Genomic DNA, 20,971 nt, shown 5'->3' with positions numbered 1-20,971 from the left:
TCCGGTCCCTATCTCGCGCGCCATGTCGCAAACGCCGCTTACCTTCGCCGTGCCCAAGGGCCGTATCCTCGACGAAGCGCTGCCGGTCATGGCGCGTTCGGGTGTCGTGCCGGAGGACGCATTCCACGACAAGGGCAACCGCAGCCTGACCTTCGCCACCACGCGGGACGACATGTCGCTCATTCGCGTGCGGGCCTTCGACGTGGCGACCTTCGTCGCGCATGGCGCAGCGCAGATGGGCATTGTCGGCTCCGACGTGATTGAGGAATTCGACTATTCCGACCTTTATGCGCCGGTCGATCTCGACATCGGTCACTGCCATCTTGCCGTGGCGGAGCCTGCCGATATGGACATGAGCGCGCGCGGAGCCAGCCACCTGCGGATCGCCACCAAATATCCCAACCTGACCCGCCGTTTCTTCGAGGCGCAGGGCATCCAGGCCGAATGCGTGAAGCTGAACGGGGCGATGGAAATTGCCCCGTCGCTGGGCCTTGCCGGGCGCATCGTCGACCTGGTTTCCACCGGCCGGACGCTGAAGGAAAACGGGCTGGTCGAGCGTGAACGCATCCTCGACATCAGTGCGCGCCTGATCGTCAACCGTGCGGCGCTGAAGACCGATGCCCGCGTCGCCGCGCTGGTCGAGGCGTTCCGCGCCGATGCCGAAGACAGGCAGAAGGCAGCCTGATGCGACACATTTCCACCAGCGATCCCGATTTTGCAGAGCGGTTCGACCGGCTGGTCAATGCCCGCCGCGACACCGCGCAGGATGTCGGGCGCGACGTATCCGAAATCATCGCCCGCGTCAGGGCGCAGGGCGACCGCGCGCTGATCGAATATACGCAGCGTTTCGACGGCCACGGCCTCGGCGGCGATGGCGACTGGACGATTTCGGCGGACCGGTGCGAGGAAGCGCATGCCGGGCTGGACGGCGAATTGCGCGATGCGCTGCACCTGGCGGCCGACCGCATCCGCGCCTATCACGAGGCGCAGCTGCCCGAGGATCGCGACTATACCGACGATGCCGGCGTGCGACTGGGCGCGAAGTGGCTGCCGGTGGATGCCGCGGGCCTGTATGTGCCGGGCGGACGCGCGGCCTATCCCTCTTCGCTGCTGATGAACGCCATTCCTGCAAAGGTCGCGGGCGTCGGGCGTCTGGCGGTGGTCACCCCCACACCGAAGGGCGAGGTCAATCCGCTGGTCCTGGCAGCCGCGCATATTGCGGGCGTGGACGAGATATGGCGCATCGGCGGGGCGCAGGCCATTGCCGCGCTGGCCCACGGCACGGACCGCATCGCGCCGGTCGATGTCATCACCGGCCCCGGCAATGCCTGGGTCGCGGAGGCGAAGCGCCAGCTTTACGGCACGGTCGGCATCGACATGGTTGCCGGGCCGAGCGAGATCCTGGTCATTGCCGATGCGAAGAACGATCCGGCATGGATTGCCGCCGACCTGCTGAGCCAGGCGGAACACGATCCGACCAGCCAGTCCATCCTGATCACCGACGATGCCGCGTTTGCCGCCATGGTGGAGGACCAGGTCGACCTGCAATGCGCCGCGCTGGCGACCGGCAAGACCGCCCGGCAGAGCTGGGATTCCAATGGCACCCTGATCGTCGTCGACACGCTGGAAGACGCCCTCCCCCTCGCCAATCGCCTTGCCGCGGAACACGTGGAGCTGGCGGTGGACGATCCGGACGCGCTGATGAAGGGCCTGCGCCATGCTGGCAGCGTCTTCCTCGGCCGCCACGTGCCCGAAGCCATCGGCGATTACGTGGCGGGGCCTAACCATGTCCTGCCGACCGGTCGCCGCGCACGGTTTGCCAGCGGGCTGTCGGTTCTAGATTTCATGAAGCGCACCAGCTTCATCGCGATGGGCGCCGACGGGCTGGGAGCGCTTGGCCCTGCCGCTGCCCGCCTGGCCCATGCGGAGGGCTTGCCTGCCCATGCCGCATCTATAGAGATGCGCCTCAAATGAATTCTCCCAAACGATCCCCAAAACGATCTGTCGCGCGCTCCGCCGCCCGCCTCGCCGCCGTCCAGGCCCTTTACCAGAAGGACATGGAGGGCACGCCGCTGCCCAAGCTGCTCAACGAATTCCACCAGCACCGGCTGGGGCAGGAGGTCGAGGACGAGCAATATGCCGAGGCGGAAACCGATTTCTTCGACGACATCGTGAAGGGCGTCGATGCCCGGCGCGGGGAAATCGACGCCGCGATCGAGGCCCGGCTGGCCAGCGGCTGGTCGCTCAAGCGGCTGGACAAGGCGATGCTGCAGATCCTGCGCTGCGGGACATACGAACTGCTGGCCCGGGCGGATATTCCGGTCGGCGCGGCGATCAGCGAATATGTCGACGTGGCCAAGGCCTTCTTCGACGACCGCGACGCGAAATTCGTGAACGGCCTGCTCGACGGCGTGGCGAAGGACGTGCGCGCCTGACGGGCGAGCTTGCCTTCATCGAGGCGCTGCGCCGCCTGCCCCTCCACCGGGGCGCGCGGGGTCTGGCAGACGATGCCGCCGTGCTGAAAATCGGCGGCGAAACGCTGGTGCTGACCCATGACAGCATGGTCGAAGGCGTCCACTGGCTGCCTTCGCAGGACATGGCCGACGTCGCCTGGAAACTGGTCGCCACCAATCTGTCCGACCTTGCAGCGAAGGGGGCGGAGCCTGTCGGCCTGATGCTGTCCCACACGCTGGGCCGGGACGACGACCGCTTCCTGCATGGCCTGGGCGAAGCCATGCTGACCTTTGGCTGCCCCCTGCTGGGCGGCGACACGGTAAAGGGCGATGGCGGTGACCGGACGCTGGGCCTGACGGCCATCGGGCGCGCGGTGCATATGCCCGTCCCCTCTCGGTCGGGCGCGCAGCCGGGCGATACGCTGTTCCTGACCGGTCCGGTCGGCGCGGCGATGGCCGGGTTCGAGGCCCTGCGCGCCGGGACGCAGGGCGACACCGCCGCATTCCGCCGCCCGATGCCGCTGCTGGAACAGGGCCGCGCACTTGCCCCCCATGTCACCGCGATGATGGACGTGTCCGACGGCCTGCTGCTCGACAGCTGGCGCCTGGCAACGGCCAGCGGTGTGACGCTGGTCATCGCATCGGAAGAGGTGCCGATCGGTGTGCCCGAAGACCGCCGCGCCGATGCCTTGCGCTGGGGCGACGATTACCAGCTGCTCTTCACCGCGCCCCTCTCCGCAGCCCTTCCGGCGGGCGCGGTTCCGGTCGGCACGGTCGAGGAAGGCGAGACGCCGCTCATCCTAGACGGGCTGGCCGTCACCGATGCATCGGGCCTCGGCTACGCGCACTAGACCCCTGCCGGAGACACGGTTTTCGCCGTGGTTGACACTACGGCGCAGCAGGCTTGCGCGCCTTCGACCAGTGTTTATACCTTTTCGCGGACCGGACCCGCAAAAGAACCAGGGCCGGCCGCATAAAAAGAACACAAGGTTCGGAGAGGGGCCATCACGTGAACACAATTATCATAGCGATCCTGCTGGGTTTGCTTGCCGTCGTCTACGGCATCATTACCAGCAGACAGGTTCTCGGCGCAGGGGCCGGGAACGAGAAGATGCAGCAGATTGCCGGTGCCATCCAGGAAGGCGCGCAGGCCTATCTTCGCCGCCAGTACACCACCATCGGTATCGTCGGACTGGCCGTTGCGGTCATCGTCTTCCTGTTCCTCGGCCCGGTCCTGACCGTCGGCTTCATCGTCGGGGCGATCCTGTCGGGCGTGGCCGGGTTCATCGGGATGAACATCTCCGTGCGCGCCAATGTCCGCACCGCTGCCGCCGCGCAGTCGGGCCTGCAGCACGGCCTGACCGTCGCGTTCCGTGCAGGCGCGGTCACGGGGATGCTGGTCGCTGGCCTCGCCCTGCTGGCGATTGCGGGCTTCTATTACGTGCTGGTCGGCCCGATGGGGCTGGACCTGACCGTGCTGGATGAAAAGCGCGAGATTATCGACGCGCTGGTCGGCCTCGCCTTCGGAGCCTCGCTCATTTCCATCTTCGCACGTCTTGGCGGAGGCATCTTCACCAAGGCTGCCGATGTCGGCGCCGACCTGGTCGGCAAGGTCGAGGCAGGCATCCCGGAGGATGATCCGCGCAACCCGGCCACCATTGCCGACAATGTGGGCGACAATGTCGGCGACTGCGCCGGCATGGCCGCCGACCTGTTCGAAACCTATGTCGTGACCGTCGGCGCGACCATGGTGCTGACCGCTCTGCTGTTCACCGGTCTTGCCGCGGACCAGCTCAACGCGCTGATGAGCCTGCCGTTGCTGGTTGGCGGGGTCTGCATCGTGACTTCGATCATCGGTACGTACATGGTGCGTCTGGGCAAGTCGCAGAACATCATGGGCGCCCTTTACAAGGGGTTCATCACCACCGCCGTCCTGTCGATCCCGGCAATCTATTTCGCCACCGCCTTCGTGCTGGGCGACATGAACGCGCCCATCGGCGGCGCTCCGCTGGCGGGCGAGACCGGCTTCACGACCGAAACGGCAGAGGCGACCGTCGCCAGCTTCACCGGCATGGACCTGTTCTGGTCGATGATGGTGGGCCTGGCAGTGACCGGGCTGATCATCTGGATCACCGAGTACTACACCGGCACGGAATACCGCCCGGTCCGCTCGATCGCCAAGTCGTCCGAAACGGGCCACGGCACCAACGTCATTCAGGGCCTCGCGATTTCGCTGGAATCGACCGCCCTGCCCACGCTGGTGATCGTGGTCGGCATCATCGTGACCTACCAGCTGGCGGGCCTGATGGGCATCGCCTTCGCCGCCACGTCGATGCTGGCGCTGGCGGGCATGGTCGTGGCGCTCGACGCCTATGGCCCGGTGACCGACAATGCAGGCGGCATCGCCGAGATGTCGGAGCTGGACCAGTCGGTGCGTGACAAGACCGATGCGCTGGACGCCGTGGGCAACACGACCAAGGCCGTGACCAAGGGCTATGCCATCGGTTCTGCCGGGCTCGCCGCGCTGGTGCTGTTCAGTGCCTATACGGCCGACCTGGAGGAGTTCTTCCCCGAGGTCGATGTCAGCTTCAGCCTGGAAAATCCCTACGTCATCGTGGGCCTGCTGCTGGGCGCATTGCTGCCCTACCTGTTCGGCGCAATGGGCATGACCGCCGTTGGCCGTGCCGCGGGCGACGTGGTGGTCGACGTGCGCGACCAGTTCGCGAACGATGCCGGTATCATGGAAGGGACCAGCCGTCCCGACTACGCCCGGACGGTCGACCTCGTGACGAAGGCGGCGATCAGGGAAATGATCCTGCCATCCATGCTGCCAGTCCTGGCGCCGATCGCGGTCTATTTCGCGATCACGCTGGTCGCGGGCCAGGCGAACGGCTTCGCGGCGCTGGGCGCGCTGCTGCTGGGCGTAATCGTCGGCGGTATCTTCGTCGCCCTGTCCATGACCGCCGGCGGCGGCGCATGGGACAATGCGAAGAAATATATTGAGGACGGGAATCACGGCGGCAAGGGCTCCGAAGCGCACAAGGCCGCGGTGACCGGCGACACGGTCGGCGATCCTTACAAGGATACCGCAGGTCCGGCCGTCAACCCGATGATCAAGATCACGAATATCGTGGCCCTGCTGCTGCTGGCAGCCCTCGCCGCGAACTGATCGAACGCTTCCCTCAGGGGAGGAAAAGCATGGCCCCGCCCGGCGTTAACCCGGGCGGGGCCTTGTGTATCGATCCCGGACACACGCCCCCGCAGTGAAACATTCTTAACAGGGCGCCCGCTACATCCCGGCAGGCGGCACAGACGTGTGCCGTGCAACAGGGTTAACGGTGGCAAGCAGCGCACGATCCGCACGCGCGGACAATCAGGATACAGGCATCCGGGTCGCCCTGCTGCGGCGCGGCGATCCCGACCTGCCTGCCGCGCGGTGGGACCAGTTGGCATGGGAATGTGCCCTGCCCAACCCCTTCTTCGAACGCTGGGCGCTGCTCCCTGCGCTGGATGCCTTCGCCCCCGGCGACAGCGTTCGCCTTGCCTGCATCTACGAAGCGGACCGTCTGATCGGCCTGCTGCCCGTCGTCCATAGCGGGGATTATTACGGCTATCCCGTGCCGCATTATCGTACATGGCTTCACGCCAATGCCTTTTGCGGCGCGCCGCTGGTGTTGCAGGGACGCGAGGTTGCGTTCTGGGAGGCACTGCTGGACTGGGCCGACGCAGCCTCTGCCAGCGCGCTGTTCCTCCACCTGGCAGGCTTGCCCGAAGACGGGCCGCTCTACGCCGCGCTTGCCCGCGCGGCGGACCGGCATAACCGGCCCTCCGCCGTCGTGATGCGCGAAGAGCGCGCCCTGCTGAGCTCGGACCTCGCCCCTGCTGCCTATTTCGACCAGTCGATGAGCGGGAAGAAGCGCAAGGAATTGCGCCGCCAGGCACGCCGCCTGGGCGAGGAAGGCACCATCCACTTCTCCCGCGAGACGGATGAACGCAGCATCGCACAGTGGTCCGGCCAATTCCTGGCGCTGGAGAAGAAGGGCTGGAAAGGCGATGAAGGCAGCGCGCTCGCCAGTGCCGCCGAAACCGAGCGTTTCTTCCGCGAGGCGATGGAGAACGCGGCCGGTCTGGGCCGGCTCGAACGGTTGACACTGATGCTGGACGGCGCGCCCATCGCAATGCTGGCAAACCTCGTCGCGGCCCCGGGCGTCTTCAGCTTCAAGACGGCCTATGACGAGGCCTATGCCCGTTTCAGCCCGGGCGTGCTGCTGCAGCGCGAGAACCTCGACCTGCTGGAGCGCCGCGACATCGAATGGTGCGATAGCTGCGCCTCCGAAGGGCATCCGATGATCGAACGTATCTGGCGCGAGAAACGCACGATCCTGCGCGTTTCCGTCGGTCTCGGCGGAGTGCTGAGGCGACAGGTTGCCCGCGCCTTCCTCGCCGCCGAAACACGGCAGTTTCCCCACAAGCTCGAAACCGGGAGCCGCAGCGCGGCTCTGGAAAGGAGGTCATGATGGACCATGCAACGGGCACAGCCGCCTTCGAGATGGCGGGCGACGCAGACACGCTGCCGCAAGCTGTCTTCCCCCCGTCCTCTCGCGATGCCTTCGCCGCGAATTATCCCGAAACGCCGCATGTCCTGCGCCATTCGCTCGAACGGCACGACCTGCTGACGCTGGACGCGCTGGCAAACCTGGCGCAGGCTCTCCCCGCAGGCAGCATCGAATACAATCGCGGCGACCTGCCGATCGGCGTGGACGGCAAGCCCGGGAGCAACGGCCTCTCGATCGCCGATACCATTCGCCATATCGCCACCAGCAATAGCTGGGCGGTCCTGAAGAATATCGAACAGGCCCCGGCCTACCGCGCCCTGGTGCTGCGCCTGCTGGGCGAGTTAGAACCGTCGATCGAGGCAAAGACCGGCGAGATGCTGCGGCCTCAGGGCTTCGTCTTCATCTCCAGCCCCGACGCAGTCACGCCCTATCATTTCGACCCGGAGCACAACATCCTGCTGCAACTGGTCGGCAGCAAGGTGATGACCCAGTTTCCCGCGGGCGATGCGGCCTATGCGCCCGATACGGTGCATGAAAGCTATCATTCGGGCGGAGCGCGCGAATTGCCGTGGAGCGACGCGCTGGCACCGGACGGCACCGAATATCCCATCACTGCCGGGGAAGCCCTGTTCGTGCCCGTGATGGCGCCGCATTTCGTGCGCAACGGCCCCGAAAGCTCGATCTCGCTTTCGATCACCTGGCGCAGCGACTGGAGTTTTGCAGAGGCCGATGCGCGCGGGTTCAACCGGCTGGCGCGCCGCGCGGGGCTCGAACCCTCCGCACCCGGCCGCTGGCCTGCCACCAACCGGGGGAAGGCGCTTGCGTACCGCGCAGCCCGGCGACTTGGCCTCGCCGGCTGAAAGCCACGTGCCTTGACGATGCCGCGACCGCGTCACATGAGCGGTTGCGATGAGTGACAATAGCGACGAGACGCCCGATCCCCAGCAGCTGACAGACGGCCTGGTCCGTCTCCTGACGGTGGAGCGCACGGGCGAGGACAGCTTCCGCGGGCGGCAGCAGAAAGACGGTTTCGGCCGCGTATTCGGCGGGCAGGTCATCGCGCAGGCGCTGCAAGCCGCGCAGGCTACCGTCGGCGACGGAAAGCACGCGCACAGCCTGCATGCCTATTTCCTGCGCGGCGGCGAAGAAGGTGTCGATATCGACCACGCCACGGCCCGCGATTTCGAAGGTCGCAGCTTTGCCAACAGACGCGCGGTCGCCTCGCAGAACGGCAAGCCTATCCTAAACCTCACCGCCAGCTTCCAGCGGCCGGAGGAAGGCATGGCGCACCAGGACAGCCCGATGCCCGACGTCGCGTCGCCCGAGGATCTCAAATCCGACATGGAGATGCGGCGGCATTTTGCGGACAAGGGCAACATGCCGGAAGAAACGCGCAAGATCATGCTGCGCCCCCGCCCCATCGAAATGCGCACGACGGACAAGCTGCACTGGATGAACGCGGAACCCAAGGAACCGCGCGCGCATAGCTGGTTCAAGACCGCCGGCACCCTTCCGCCGATCGCCGACGACCCCGCCATCCACCGCGCGGTGATCGCCTATGCCAGCGATTACACCCTGCTCGGTACGAGCGCCCTGCCGCATGGCCTCAGCTGGATGCGCGGCGAACTGGTCGGCGCCAGCCTCGACCACGCGATCTGGTTCCATCGCGAGGCCCGGGCCGACGAATGGCTGCTCTACGCCACCGACGCCCCGTGGAGCGGCAGCGGACGCGGCTTCAACCGCGGCCGCATCTTCGACCGGGACGGAAACCTTGTCGCCAGCGTAGCGCAGGAAGGCATGATGCGCCGACGCAAGAAAGCGCCATAGCGACATAGCGACAGGCCTGGCTTCGCTCGCCCATGCCATTGCCCTTCGCCCGCCCCCGCTGATAACGGTCCTGCGGAAACATGCAGGGGGAAATGGCGTGAAAACAGGTGCTTTGGCGATTGCGGCTGCACTGATGGTGGTGCCGACGATTACGGCAGCGGCGCAGGACGGGACCGCTGCCGCTACGCAGGCGGCGGCGCTGCCCAAGGATCTGGTCGAAGCGCAAAATCTCGTCGACCTGACCGAGTGGGCCAGGATCATCGAGCTGACTTCCGACGATTACGAGAATTCAACACACGAAGCGAGTGCCCTGGCCCTTCGCGCCATAGCGTTTACCAGGACCAACAGGGTCGATCTGGCAAGAGCAGACCTTGTCCGGGCCGTGGCACTCGCCCCGGACAAGGCACTGAGATTGGCCGCACAGGGGGTGCAGGCGGAACGCACCGGTGACGAGGATCTTCACCGCGAGAAACTTCGCGCCGCGCTGGCGATCGAACCACGCCTTTTGAGGTGGGCGCACGTCCAGCTCGCATGGAATCTCTACCGCGCGCAGCGGGAAGAGGAGGCTCTCGCTGCCGCGGACGACTACATCGCAGCGTTCCCGGAGGATCGTTCTGTCGCCATGATGAAAGGCCAGCTCCTGGTCGCCATGGGCAGGGCTGACGACGCTGTCCTTCTGGCCGAATCGCTGACCGCGAACAAAGCTGATGACCTGCCGGCGCTGTATGCCGCCGCGGACATTCATGCATCGCTGGGCAATTACGATGTGGACCGGAAAATGATCGACCAGGTCGTGGCTGCGACCCCCGATTACTTCTACCCCTATTACGTTCGTTCGGGTTACCATCCGGAAGGCGATCACGCAGCGAAAAAACGCGACCTCGAATTGGCGCTGGAAAGGAATGCGGGCTGGCTCGAGGGGATCGCAATATTGGCGCAGACCGACTTCGATCTCGGTAATTGGGCTGAAGCCGTACAGGGGTTCTCCGTCATCCTGCCTGACGAGCCGCTGGATCACGGCGTGCTCCTTTATCGCGGCATGGCTTTTGAAAAACTGGGCCAGCTGGACAGAGCCCTGAAAGACTACGACGCCGCAACCGAAGCAACCCGAAACGCAGGCGATCTGTCGTTTCTATGCCTGCAACTGGCGTTCGAGCAGACCGGATACGTCCAGACACGTGAGATGTGCGACGCTGCCCTTGCGCAGGCCCCTGACGAGGCCCAGAACCATTCGGCACGCGCCGTCCTGAACCTGCGGACCGGAGATCTGGTAGCAGCGGGGCAAGATGCCGAAGCGGCCATCGTGCTCGACGAGCGATCGTCCACTGCACATTATGTCAAGGCGTTGCTCCTGTGGCGCGGCAATCAGCAGGACGCAGCGATGAAGTCCCTGGAACGCGCACTGGAATTCGGCCCACAGACCGACGAGATGTTTCGCCACTACGGCATCGACGACCTGCCACGCGTCGAAAGGTAAGCGCTTACGGAACCAGGCTTATTCGAGCGCGGTCATTGGCGAGCGTTTCGCCGCTCCCCGAACCGAGCGAATCAGCGTCAGACACAAAAAAAGGCTCCGTCAACGGAGCCTTTTTTCTTGAATTGCTGGCTCGGCTCAGTTGCCGAAAATCCAGTCCCAGATCGAACGGAACATAAAATATCCCCTTAATGGTTTGGACCATTAGGCATATCTTAAGGTTTACGATTAGTAAAGGATTAACCAAACGATCTCTGGCGATCCTCCATATCCCCTTGCAAAATAAGGGTTTCCCTGAACAGCGGAATGGTTTGCGGTCGACCCAGATAGTAACCCTGACCGTAATCGCAGCCCAGATTTCTTAACGATACGAAGGTCGATTCGTCCTCGATACCTTCGGCCACCGTCGAAAGACCGGCATCGCGGGCGAGTGAGATGGTGTTGGCGACGATAGAGCCTGCCAGATTCGAACGGCCGATTTCGCGCACGAACATCTGGTCCAGCTTCAGCTCGTTGAAGGGCAGTCGGAACAATGCATCGAGATTCGCGCTGGCGACGCCGAAATCGTCGATGGAGAAGCGAATCCCCTCCTCTGCCAATTGCAGCATGATCGCGCCCGCACGGTCGAAATCCTCGATCCTGGCCGTCTCCGTAATCTCGATCGTGATATCGCAGGGGTTCACCGAAGACTCGTTCAGGGCGCGATGCACGATCTCGACGATCCGATTATCGACCAGTTGGACTGCGGAGACATTGATCGAGACCTGCGACGGCAATTCCCGCACCGCCAGATCGTGCGATGCCTGCATGCTCCGCAACATCACCCGGCGGGTCAGGTCGTCGAGACGCCCTGCACGTTCGCACTGCGGAACGAACTGGGCGGGAGAAATCTCGCCCTTTTCCTGGTCTACCCACCGGGCCAGCGCCTCGGCGCCGACGATCCGTCCGGTTTCCAGTTCTGCCTTGGGCTGCAGCTTGATGGAAATCCGGTCCTCGCTAAGGGCCGTTTCCAGCCGCGCCTGCAGGGAATAATCCCATTGCTCGCTATCGGCCTCGAAATCGGTGATGATGAATACGGGGCGATAGGCCTCACGTGCCTGATCGGCAGCCGCGATGGCCGAACTGATGCGGGCATGGAGCGGCTTGTCGAGCGAGCAGTCGACGCCGATGGTCAAGGACACGTCGACGGGGCGATCCGACAACAGGATTGCCTGCGATACCACGGCCCGCAATCCATCGAGATGCGCTTCCAGATCGTCGTACCGCGCAAGCGGCAGGACGAAGCCGAAATACTTGCCGCCGTCGTAATAGACAGCGGTATTCTCGTCGCCGAGACTCAGGCGTGAGGCGACCTGGCGCAGATAGCGCTTCTGTTCGGCGGGAACGAGCGAGGCGAAGATGGCCTCGAGCCGGGTGATCTTTGCAATGACCATGGCATAATCGTCACGCGCACCCTCGTCGCCGAGGTCGCGCCGCAGTGCCATGAAGTTGGGCAGCCTGCTTTTCTCGTCCGTGTAGAAATGCCGGCGTTTGAAGTTCGCCTTCGCGCGCAGGAAACCGAATACCAGCGGGATGAGGAAAGCATCCACAATTTCCACACGTAATCCGAATTCGGCGGAGAGAACGATCACGAAGCCGAAGCTTGCGACCCAGCAGGCATAAAAGATCCTGCGGCGTCGGCCGGCTGGGAGCAGGTGCAGACCGGCAAGCAGGACTGCACCGAACGCTGCCACCATTGTTATTCCTGAAATCAGGTGGCCCGAGCCGCGTATGCTGGTTTCGGCGGCCAGGATATGGATCAACGGAGCAGGCACGGGGCCATAGCCCGGTATCTTTGCCTGAATGCCTTCCCCGGCCAATGAACCCACTACAAAGGTCTTGCCGCGAATATTCGCGTCGGTGGAACTGGCAACGAGGCTTCGTACATCCGATGTCGGAATCTGTTTCCAGTCGATACTGTAATCGACGAACACGGGAGCTGATTCCGCACCCGGAGAGAGAGCAGTCCACAAAGCGGGATCACTTGTGCCGAGCCGTTCGTAGCTGGGTTCGATGACCCATACGAATTGCATGAAGTCATCCTGCATGTCGCTGCTGACCGACCGAATTCCGTGCGAGAAGAACACATCGTTCGGCCGCAGATACATATCCGCCCCAAAATCCTCGCGCACCGTATGGGTCAGGACCAAGCGATCGCCCAGCGTTCGGATCGATTCTCGCAGCTTGATGTCCGAAAGCAGAGACCGGCTCCGCGTGACTGGTTGCGTCAGAACGACCTGTCCTGCACCTTGTTCAGCCAAGCTGTCGAGAAGGCTGGCCAAACGGGCGTTGCGTTCCGCCGCAGTCTCGGCTTCTGCGCCGCCTTCATCGCTCACATAAACGATGTCGCCGCTCGGTTCGTGCGAAAACAGCTGAGCCTGGATGCTCCACACCGCGATATCGAGCGGACGCAAGAGGCTGATGGCAGCCGCAACCGCAGCCACGGCGATGGCTATCGCTGCGTGATGCGTTCTCGCCGATGTCAAGACCCGGCGGAACCAGTTGGGAGTGACCCGCTCCATTACAATCCGGCAATAAGGGGCAGGATGTAAAGATCAGGTTGCCATGCGCGTTTTTATTAATCCGTAGCTAACCACCGAAAGCCGGAGGCAGCGCGGCCTAGTCGCCCGCGTGGTAGAAATCGTAGACCGTGCGGGCCACCGCCTCACTGACACCGGGCGCCCTCTGCAGGTCCTCAAGCGCGGCGGCGCGCACCTTGCCCGCAGTGCCGAAATGAAGGAGCAGCGCACGCTTTCGCGCCGGGCCGATACCGGGAATTTCGTCGAGCGGAGAGGCGGTGATCGCGCGGCTGCGCTTGGCCCTGTGAGCCCCGATGACGTAGCGATGCACTTCGTCGCGCAGGCGCTGCAGGTGATACAGCAGCGGCGAATTGACCGGCAGTGTCTTTTCCCGCCCGTCGGGGAAATGGAAGACCTCGCGCCCCTCACGCCCGTGGTCCGGCCCTTTCGCGATGGCGATGACCGGCACCCGCTCGGCAATGCCCAGTTCCTCCAGCACGCCCATCACGCTCGACATCTGACCCTTCCCACCGTCGATCAGCAGCAGGTCGGGCCAGATCGTCTCGTGACTGTTCTTCCTGCCCGGCGCGTCTCCGTCCGGTGCATCTTCCGCCAGCTTGCGGAAGCGGCGCGCCATGACCTCGCGCATCATGCCGAAATCGTCGTTCGTCTGCGCCGACTTGATGTTGAACTTGCGGTACTGGCCCTTCTCGAAGCCTTCCGGCCCCGCGACCACCATCGCGCCCACGGCCTTCGCGCCCTGGATATGGCTGTTGTCGTAGACCTCGATCCGCTGGGGCGGTTCGGCCAGTTCGAGAAACTCCGCCAGGTCGCGGTTGAGCTTGGCCTGCGTGCCGCTTTCCGCCAGCCGCCGGTCCAGCGCCTCCACCGCATTGCGCTGAGCCTGTTCCATCAGTCGCCGCCGGTCCCCGCGCTGGGGAATGGAGATCGCGATCTTGTGACCGGCTTTTTCGGCCAGCGCTTCTGCGATCAAGTCCTGTTCCGGCAATTCGCGGTCGACCAGCAGGGTGCGCGGCGGGGGCACTTCCTCGTAGAATTGCAGGAGCACGGCGGACAGGACCGCCCCTTCCCCCTCGCCGGCAATGTTGCGCGGGAAGAAGGCGCGGTGCCCCCAGTTCTGGCCGCCGCGAACGAAGAACGCCTGCACCGCGATCTGCCCGTTCTTGTGCGCCAGCGCGAAGACGTCGGCATCGCCAACGCCCGAGGCGTTCACCGCCTGCGACCCCTGGATGAAGGTTGCGGCGCGCAGGCGATCGCGCAGGATGGCGGCCGTCTCGAAATCGAGATCCTCCGCTGCCTTCGCCATCTGCTTCTCGATCTTCGACTGCACCGCACCCGATTTGCCGCCGAGGAAGTCCTTCGCTTCCTTCAGCAGTTCGCCGTAACCCGCCTCGTCGATGCGGCCCACGCAGGGGGCACTGCACCGCTTGATCTGGTAGAGCAGGCAGGGCCGGTCGCGATTGGCGAAGAAACTGTCCGTACAGCTCCTGAGCAGGAACAGCTTCTGCAGCGCGTTGATCGTCGTGTTCACGCTGCCCGCGCTGGCAAATGGCCCGTAATAGCTGCCCTTCGCCCTGCGCGCGCCGCGATGTTTCATGATGCGCGGGAAATCGTGATCCTCGCGCAGGAGGATGAAGGGGAAGCTCTTGTCGTCGCGCAGCAGGACGTTGAAAGGTGGGCGGAAACGCTTGATGAACTGCGCTTCCAGCAGCAGTGCCTCGGCTTCCGAATTGGTCGTGACGATTTCCATCGCGCGGCACTGGCTGACCATGCGCTGCAGACGGTTGGTGAGCCCGGCGACCTGCGTGTAGTTCGCCACCCGCGCCTTCAGGCTGCGCGCCTTGCCGACGTAGAGGACGTCGCCCCGGCTATCCAGCATGCGATAAACGCCGGGACGCGCCTTCAGCGTCCTGACGGTCTCGCGGATGGCATTCACCCCGGCTTCGAGATCCGGCTGGGCAGAGGCGACCGTGTAGGCGGCGCGTTCCTCGTTGAAACGCTCCTGCCCACGCGGATCGTGCGGTCTGCCGGACTTCTCATTCGCCATCACCGCAGCAGATAGGCGGCGGTGCCCGGTTTCTCAATCGCTAGAACAGCTTGCGAAGTTCCACGCCAAGGAAGCGCCCGACCGGATCGATCAGCAAGGGCTGGAAGCGCAGCGGAACCTCGCCGTTCCCGTCGCGCACGGCCCGCCGGCCATCGAAGACGTTGTCCGTCCTTAGGCTGAGCCTCAGGTCTTTCAGCAGGCCCTCGTCCGGCCCAATGACTTCGCCCAAATTCATGAACAGCCTGAGATCAAGCGTCGCGAGGTCGTCGATGAACAGGTCGCTGCTGCCCGGCAGGCCGCTGCCCGAAAGGCGGGTCGACCCGAGATAGTTGGCCGAGGCGCGGACACCGATCCCGTCGAGGAACAGGCCGCCTTCCAGCGTGGTGCTGTGACGCGGCAGGCCGAAGGTGGAGGTCGCGTCCCCGTCCAGCTGGTCGAGGACCGGTCCGCCCTCTGCCACCAAAATCGTGTTTTCCAGTTCGACCGAATGGCTGAGATTGAGGAAATAACGCGGGCGGCGCGGGCCGTCGCCGCGGCCCGGCAGTCCGATGGCAGGTGCGGAAGCGTTGCCGCCGCCTTCGCCGGATGCACGCGGTGTCTCGCCATCTTCGCCGCAGATGCGTTCGCGGGCCTGCGCCACGCGCACCGGGTCGATCTCCCCATCTTCGCCCCGCAGGCGTTCGAGCAGCCTTTCCGGCAACCCTGCGAGGTCGGGAATCGTCCCTTCCGGCGCGGCGCAGAATCGCTCGCGCAGTTGGGCAAACTCTGCACCGCGCGCAGGCGGACCGTCGGCGGAACAGATACGTTCCTGCGCCTCGGCCACCCGGGCGGGATCGACCGTGCCGTCCTCCGCCCGGAGGCGTTGCAGGAAACGGTCCGGCAATCCGTCGAGATTGGGCGCCTGTCCTTCGGGAAGGCCGCAGAACCTTTCCTGCAACCGGACAAAACGCCCGTCGTCCATGCCGCCGCCACGCTCACCGGTGCCACCGGTTGCGGGCGAGGCTGCGGCAGGCGAACCGCCGCCGCCCCCGCCGCGTCCGGAACCGCCGCCCCGCTCTTCCTCCGCTCCGATCTGGCCGCGCATGGTCAGGCCGAAGACCAGCCGCCTCGCGCGCGTTTCGGCAAAGGTGACGGGCCGCGTGTCCAGCGCCACCAGCGTACCGTCCGCCGCGCGCGTCACGCGGCCCGGAAATGCCGCTTCCGACGCGGGCGTCAACGAGGGGAAACTGCTGGCGACATTACGCGACGTGTTGTCGATGTAATCGACATTCAGCCGCAGGTCAGCCTTTGTCGGCAATTCCCAGTTCGCGCTCAGCTTCCAGTCGGACTGGCTTTCTGCCGGCAGCAAAGGATTGCCTCCGTCGGTCACCGTCACCAGCGACGTCTCGCCGCGCGCGAGGTCGAAGACGGGCACGTTCAGCGTGACCGTCTGCGGATCGCCCAGTTGCGACAGGCTGGGCGCGGCCTCGCTGTTGACATAGGTGGCCGAGAAGGACAGGCGATCGAGCGGCTGCCAGTTGAGGCCCGCGCTCCAGTCGAACAGCATGCCGAAGTCGGAAAGGTGGTCGGCGCGCGCCTGGAAGTTTGCGGAAAGTTCACCGACATCCTCCAGGAATCCTTCGCGCCGGCTGGCGATCGGTACGTTCACGTTCACGCCGCCAGACACGGTGCCGCGCGTCAGCTGTGCATCGGACAGGCTGCGGGTATCGCTGCTTTCGATACGCGACCAGTCGTAGCCCGCATCCAGCGTCACGCCCAGCTCGCCTGCCGGCAGCAGGACGGGGCGGCCCCGCAAGGTCGCCTTGGTGGCGCCGGCATAATTGCGGGTCCGCGCCGTGTCGAAACCGGCCTCGCCGAGCGGCGGCAGATCGCCCGTAATGTCGAAAGCGCCTGCCAGTGCAGCGGCTTCCAGCGCCGAGGTATCGGCAGCGCGGTCGATCCGCGTGCGGCTGTCCGAAACGCTGGAATCGAGCGTAGCCGTCAATTGCCAGTCGCCCAGCGCCCTCGCATAGCTTCCGGCAAGGGTAATGGTATCGCTGTTCGTCTCGCGCGTCAGCGGATTGTCCGCATCGAAAGTGCGAAGGACGCTTGTCCCGTCGGGAGCCACCAGCAATGCGCTGTCGAGGCCCGACAGGCTGAGGCTGTCTGAATGCTCGTATCCGGTCGACAGCGTCAGCGACGTGCCGCTTTCCACCAGCGCCGCAGCCCAGTTCGCGGTCGCTTCGAAACTGCGGGAATCGGCGACGAGACTGCGCGCTGCGGCGGGGTCGGGATCGGTCGCGACGCCCGGAATGCTGGCGGCGGTCTGCACGATGTCCCGCTCCGCCTCGGTCAGCAGGCCACTGTCGTTATGCTCCAGATTGACGTTCAGACGCCCGTCCGGTGAAATTCGCAGCCATGTGAATTCCTGTTCGGTCTGGACGTAACCGCCCCGGTCCGGTGCCTCCAGTTCCGCCTCGATCTCGCGGCTCTGGAAATCGGGCTTGAGGATGAAATTGATGACCCGGCGATCGGGCGGAAAGCCGAAACGCTGTGCGACTTCTTCGGGCAGGACCTCGACCTTGCGAATGGCTTCGGGGGGATAGCTGCGAAACTCGCGAAAGGACCCGATGCGGATACCGTTGACCAGGAAAACCGGGCGGCCACCGCCGCGCCCGCGGGACGATCCCGATGCAGGTTCCAGCGCCTCGACCAGTTCCTCGATCGAGCCGACGCCATAGGCCTCGATATCTTCCTCATCCAGTTCCAGCAACGGCGGCACATCGGTATCGACCTGCCCGCGAAGGCGCGGCGCCACGACGACGATCTCGCCGGTCTCGGGATCGACCGAGGCCGTGCCGTCTGTGTCCTGGGCCATGGCGGGCATCGAAGCCGACGCGATGGCAAGGAGGGGAAGCATGGAAATCAGGGTATTACGCGGCATTCGCCAGCCTTTCGCTATCGTCGCCCCGCCCGCTGCACCTGCTGGCCGAGGCACGGTCGGCTAGCAAGGCGGTATTTTGTCACGGATTGTCGCAGGCGAACCGGCGCGCACTTTACGTTCGCGTTAGCGGAAATGGGCGCAACTTGACGAAAGTCTTTTGCGTGTTACGCCATGATTTCCTGCAATTAGAAAATCGTAGGGCAAGCGGCGATGACTCCGGACAAACCGGGGCGGGCCGGTTCCGTGAGGGAGAGATCGTTGCGCCAGCTACAAGGCATGGATGCCAGCTTCGTCGCGCTGGAAACGCGCAATTCACCGATGCATATCGGCTCGATACTCATCTACAATCCGGAAACGGCGCCGGGCGGCTTCGTCCGGTTCAAGGATATCCTCGCCTTCTTCGAAAGCCGCATGCAGCTGTCCCGCACCATTCGCCAGCGGCTGGTGCGCGTGCCCTTCGATCTCGACTACCCGTACTGGGTCGAAGATCCCGATTTCGATCTCGAATACCACGTGCGCCACCTTGCCCTGCCGAAACCGGGCGACTGGCGGCAATTGTGCATCCAGGCGGCGCGGATCTTCGCCCGCCCGCTCGACCTCACCCGGCCGCCATGGGAGTTCACGGTCGTCGAAGGGCTGGAGAACGTGGAAGGCGTGCCGAAAGGCAGCTACGCCATGGTTACGAAAGTGCACCACGCGGCGATCGACGGGATGAGCGGTGTCGACCTGCTGGAAGCGATGCACACGCTGGACCCGACTGCCCCGCCGCCGAGCGAGCCCGATACGTGGGAGCCGGAAAAAATACCGAATGCCGCCGAATTGCTGGGCAAGAGCTATTTCAACGCGCTGACCAATCCGATGAAGCAGATCGACGTTGCCGCCCGAGCCGCGCCTGGCTTCGCCAAGGCGATCAAGGGGCTGGCGGCAAAGGATTTCAGGGTCACGACCGACCTCGTTGCCCCGCGCACCCGGTTCAACCGCAAGATTTCCCCGCACAGGGTGGTCCAGGGCGTCAGCGTCCCGCTCGCCGATATCAAGGCGATCCGCGCGCTGTCGCCCGGTTGCAAGGTCAATGACGTCTTCCTCGCCATCATCGGCGGCGGGCTGCACAAATACCTGACGGCGAAGGACGACCTGCCGAAGCGGACGATGACGGCGATGGCGCCGATATCCGTGCGCGAGAAGGACGAGAAAGGGGACATGGGCAACCAGGTCGCAGCGATGATCGCGCCGCTCGGCACGCATATCTCCGAACCGGTCCGCCGGCTGGAATATGTCCACGAACACACGGTCAATTCGAAAGCGATGACCGATGCCCTGGGCGCACGCAACATGACCGAGGTGAGCAAGGTCAGCCCCGCGCTCTACATGTCGCTGGGCGCGCGGCTCTATACGCAGCTTGGCCTGTCCGAACGGGTAAAGCAGCCTTTCTCCACCGTCGTCACCAATGTCCCGGGCCCGCCCGTGCCGATCTATTCGTGCGGTGCGCGGCTGGAGAGCCAGATGGGCCTCATCTGCCTGACGGACGGCATGGGCGTGGCCCATACGGTGCAGTCCTATGTCGACGAGGCGACGATCTGTTTTACCGCGTGCCGGGAACTCTTGTCCGATCCGGACTTTTACATCGCCTGCATCGAGGAAAGTTTCCACGAATTGCGGGACGCCGCGCGAGGCGCCTCTACCGGCCCTGCGAGCGGCCACGCCGCCAATGAGAAGTCTGCCGGGGAGAAGAAGCGCCCGGCTCGCAAGACAGCCGTACCGGGCAAAACGAAGCGCACCGCCGGGAAAAACACCACCCGAAAAACGACCGGCACCCAGAGCAAGAAGGGACGCAGCACATCATGAACGCCACCACAGCAGGCGCAGCACCGCGCCGCAGCGCGAAAGCGGCCCGTCCGCCTTCCCCCCTCCTCGCTCTCGCCGAGCCTGCCCGCGCCATGAGCGAGCTTGCCAGCTTCTATGCGCTGCTCCCGCTCATGCGGGCCCTTCCGAAGGGCGACGGGCACGGCGTGCTGGTGCTGCCGGGTTTCATGGCCGGCGATGCCTCGACCCGGCCGCTCCGTTCCCTGCTGGGCGATCTGGGCTATGATGCGCGCGGCTGGAATCTCGGGCGCAATGTCCGGGTCGACAATGCCCGCGTAGAGGCGATGATGGCCTGTCTGACCGAAATCCACGAAGACACTGGCCGCCCGGTTTCGATCATCGGCTGGAGCCTTGGCGGCGTGTTCGCCCGTGAACTGGCGAAGCTGGCGCCCGACATGGTTCGTCAGGTCATCTCGCTCGGCAGCCCGATTTCCGACGATCGCGGGCATACCAATGCGCGCCGCCTGTTCGAATACCTTAACGGTGCGGAGCCGGAACCGATGCAGGAAGGCAATTTCGCGCGCCTGGCAGAAGCGCCGCCGGTTCCCACGACCTCCATCCTCACCCGGACGGACGGTGTCGTGCACTGGCGCGGGTCGGTGCAGGAAGCCGGTTTCCAGAACGAGAATATCGAGGTCGTCGCCAGCCATTGCGGCCTCGGCGTCAATCCCAGCGCCGTCTACGCCATTGCCGACCGGCTGGCCCAGGCAGAGGGGGATTGGAAGCCCTTCGCCCCGCGCGGCCTCGCCTGCCTCGCCTTCCCGCGAGGTTCCCTGCACTAGGGCGCTGCGCCAAACCGTTGAAATCGGGCGTCCGCGGCCTATCTCCATCGCGGACAGGCGGTCCTTTCGCCTTCCCTTTTGCCCGCCCTGCCGCTATGGGCGCGCTTCCCGTTGCCGTTGATGGCGACCAAGTATCAGGATTGACGAAAGTACATGGCCAAAGAAGAACTCCTCGAAATGCGTGGCAAGGTGGTGGAACTGCTGCCCAATGCGATGTTCCGGGTCGAGCTCGAAAACGGTCACAAGATCATCGGTCATACCGCCGGCAAGATGCGCAAGAACCGCATCCGCGTGCTCGTCGGCGATGAAGTGCTTGTCGAACTGACGCCCTACGACCTGACCAAGGGGCGCATCACCTACCGCTTCATGCCGGGTCGCGGCGGTCCGGGACAGAATGCGAGCCAGGGCCCGGGACCGGGCGCGTAAGGTTTCCGCCCCCCTTCCCTGTAACTACTGACGAGGCCCCG

The 20,971-nt window shown here is 64.7% G+C and carries 15 protein-coding genes; 12 read left to right on the top strand and 3 right to left on the bottom strand.

All coding sequences use genetic code 11. The features are described from left to right. Window positions 1-22: 22 nt before the first annotated feature. From hisG to PF049_06255, 9 genes are all read left to right on the top strand, one after another. A complete protein-coding gene (gene hisG / locus PF049_06295) occupies window positions 23-685 on the top strand; it encodes an ATP phosphoribosyltransferase (protein WBY17745.1) in 663 nt (220 codons plus the stop codon). After that, window positions 685-1,974 carry a histidinol dehydrogenase gene (gene hisD, locus PF049_06290; protein WBY17744.1) on the top strand — a complete coding sequence of 430 codons (1,290 nt, stop codon included), beginning with the start codon at window positions 685-687 and terminating at the stop codon, window positions 1,972-1,974. Before hisG ends, hisD begins: the two co-directional genes overlap by 1 nt. Beyond that, complete coding sequence (gene nusB / locus PF049_06285; GenBank protein WBY17743.1) at window positions 1,971-2,435, top strand: transcription antitermination factor NusB; 465 nt, start codon at window positions 1,971-1,973, stop codon at window positions 2,433-2,435. Before hisD ends, nusB begins: the two co-directional genes overlap by 4 nt. Further along, complete coding sequence (gene thiL, locus PF049_06280) at window positions 2,432-3,304, top strand: thiamine-phosphate kinase (GenBank protein WBY17866.1); 873 nt, start codon at window positions 2,432-2,434, stop codon at window positions 3,302-3,304. Before nusB ends, thiL begins: the two co-directional genes overlap by 4 nt. Window positions 3,305-3,462: 158 nt before the next feature. Continuing rightward, on the top strand, window positions 3,463-5,622 hold the full coding sequence (locus PF049_06275; protein WBY17742.1) for a sodium-translocating pyrophosphatase: 2,160 nt from the start codon (window positions 3,463-3,465) through the stop codon (window positions 5,620-5,622). Between the two features lie 169 nt (window positions 5,623-5,791). Next, a complete protein-coding gene (locus PF049_06270) occupies window positions 5,792-6,970 on the top strand; it encodes a GNAT family N-acetyltransferase (GenBank protein ID WBY17741.1) in 1,179 nt (392 codons plus the stop codon). A 32-nt stretch (window positions 6,971-7,002) separates the two neighbouring features. After that, complete coding sequence (locus PF049_06265) at window positions 7,003-7,869, top strand: transcriptional regulator (GenBank protein ID WBY17865.1); 867 nt, start codon at window positions 7,003-7,005, stop codon at window positions 7,867-7,869. 49 nt (window positions 7,870-7,918) lie between these two features. Then, window positions 7,919-8,836 carry an acyl-CoA thioesterase II gene (locus tag PF049_06260; protein ID WBY17740.1) on the top strand — a complete coding sequence of 306 codons (918 nt, stop codon included), beginning with the start codon at window positions 7,919-7,921 and terminating at the stop codon, window positions 8,834-8,836. A 97-nt stretch (window positions 8,837-8,933) separates the two neighbouring features. Then, window positions 8,934-10,313, top strand: a complete 1,380-nt coding sequence (locus PF049_06255) for a tetratricopeptide repeat protein (protein WBY17739.1) — start codon at window positions 8,934-8,936, stop codon at window positions 10,311-10,313. A gap of 236 nt (window positions 10,314-10,549) precedes the next feature. Here PF049_06255 and PF049_06250 read toward each other — a convergent pair whose 3' ends face one another. The 3 genes from PF049_06250 to PF049_06240 all read right to left on the bottom strand — a co-directional run bounded on the left by PF049_06250 (window position 10,550) and on the right by PF049_06240 (window position 17,793). After that, entirely contained in the window at window positions 10,550-12,835 is a 2,286-nt protein-coding gene (locus PF049_06250) for a GGDEF domain-containing phosphodiesterase (protein WBY17738.1), read from the bottom strand. 133 nt (window positions 12,836-12,968) lie between these two features. Beyond that, window positions 12,969-14,936, bottom strand: coding sequence for an excinuclease ABC subunit UvrC (uvrC, locus tag PF049_06245; protein ID WBY17737.1), 1,968 nt, complete (start codon window positions 14,934-14,936; stop codon window positions 12,969-12,971). 40 nt (window positions 14,937-14,976) lie between these two features. Further along, entirely contained in the window at window positions 14,977-17,793 is a 2,817-nt protein-coding gene (locus PF049_06240; GenBank protein ID WBY17736.1) for a TonB-dependent receptor, read from the bottom strand. Between the two features lie 324 nt (window positions 17,794-18,117). Here PF049_06240 and PF049_06235 point away from each other — a divergent pair, with 324 nt between their 5' ends. The 3 genes from PF049_06235 to infA all read left to right on the top strand — a co-directional run bounded on the left by PF049_06235 (window position 18,118) and on the right by infA (window position 20,930). Continuing rightward, window positions 18,118-19,704, top strand: coding sequence for a wax ester/triacylglycerol synthase family O-acyltransferase (locus PF049_06235; protein ID WBY17735.1), 1,587 nt, complete (start codon window positions 18,118-18,120; stop codon window positions 19,702-19,704). Next, complete coding sequence (locus PF049_06230) at window positions 19,701-20,504, top strand: alpha/beta hydrolase (protein ID WBY17734.1); 804 nt, start codon at window positions 19,701-19,703, stop codon at window positions 20,502-20,504. The genes PF049_06235 and PF049_06230 overlap by 4 nt, the downstream gene beginning before the upstream one ends. 153 nt (window positions 20,505-20,657) lie before the next feature. Next, complete coding sequence (gene infA, locus PF049_06225) at window positions 20,658-20,930, top strand: translation initiation factor IF-1 (GenBank protein WBY17733.1); 273 nt, start codon at window positions 20,658-20,660, stop codon at window positions 20,928-20,930. Window positions 20,931-20,971: the final 41 nt, after the last annotated feature.

The sequence above is a fragment of the Erythrobacteraceae bacterium WH01K genome (genome assembly GCA_027941995.1).
GTDB lineage: Bacteria > Pseudomonadota > Alphaproteobacteria > Sphingomonadales > Sphingomonadaceae > CAJXSN01.
Note: the sequence above shows the minus strand (reverse complement) of the source record. Positions and strands in the feature narration are given on the sequence as shown.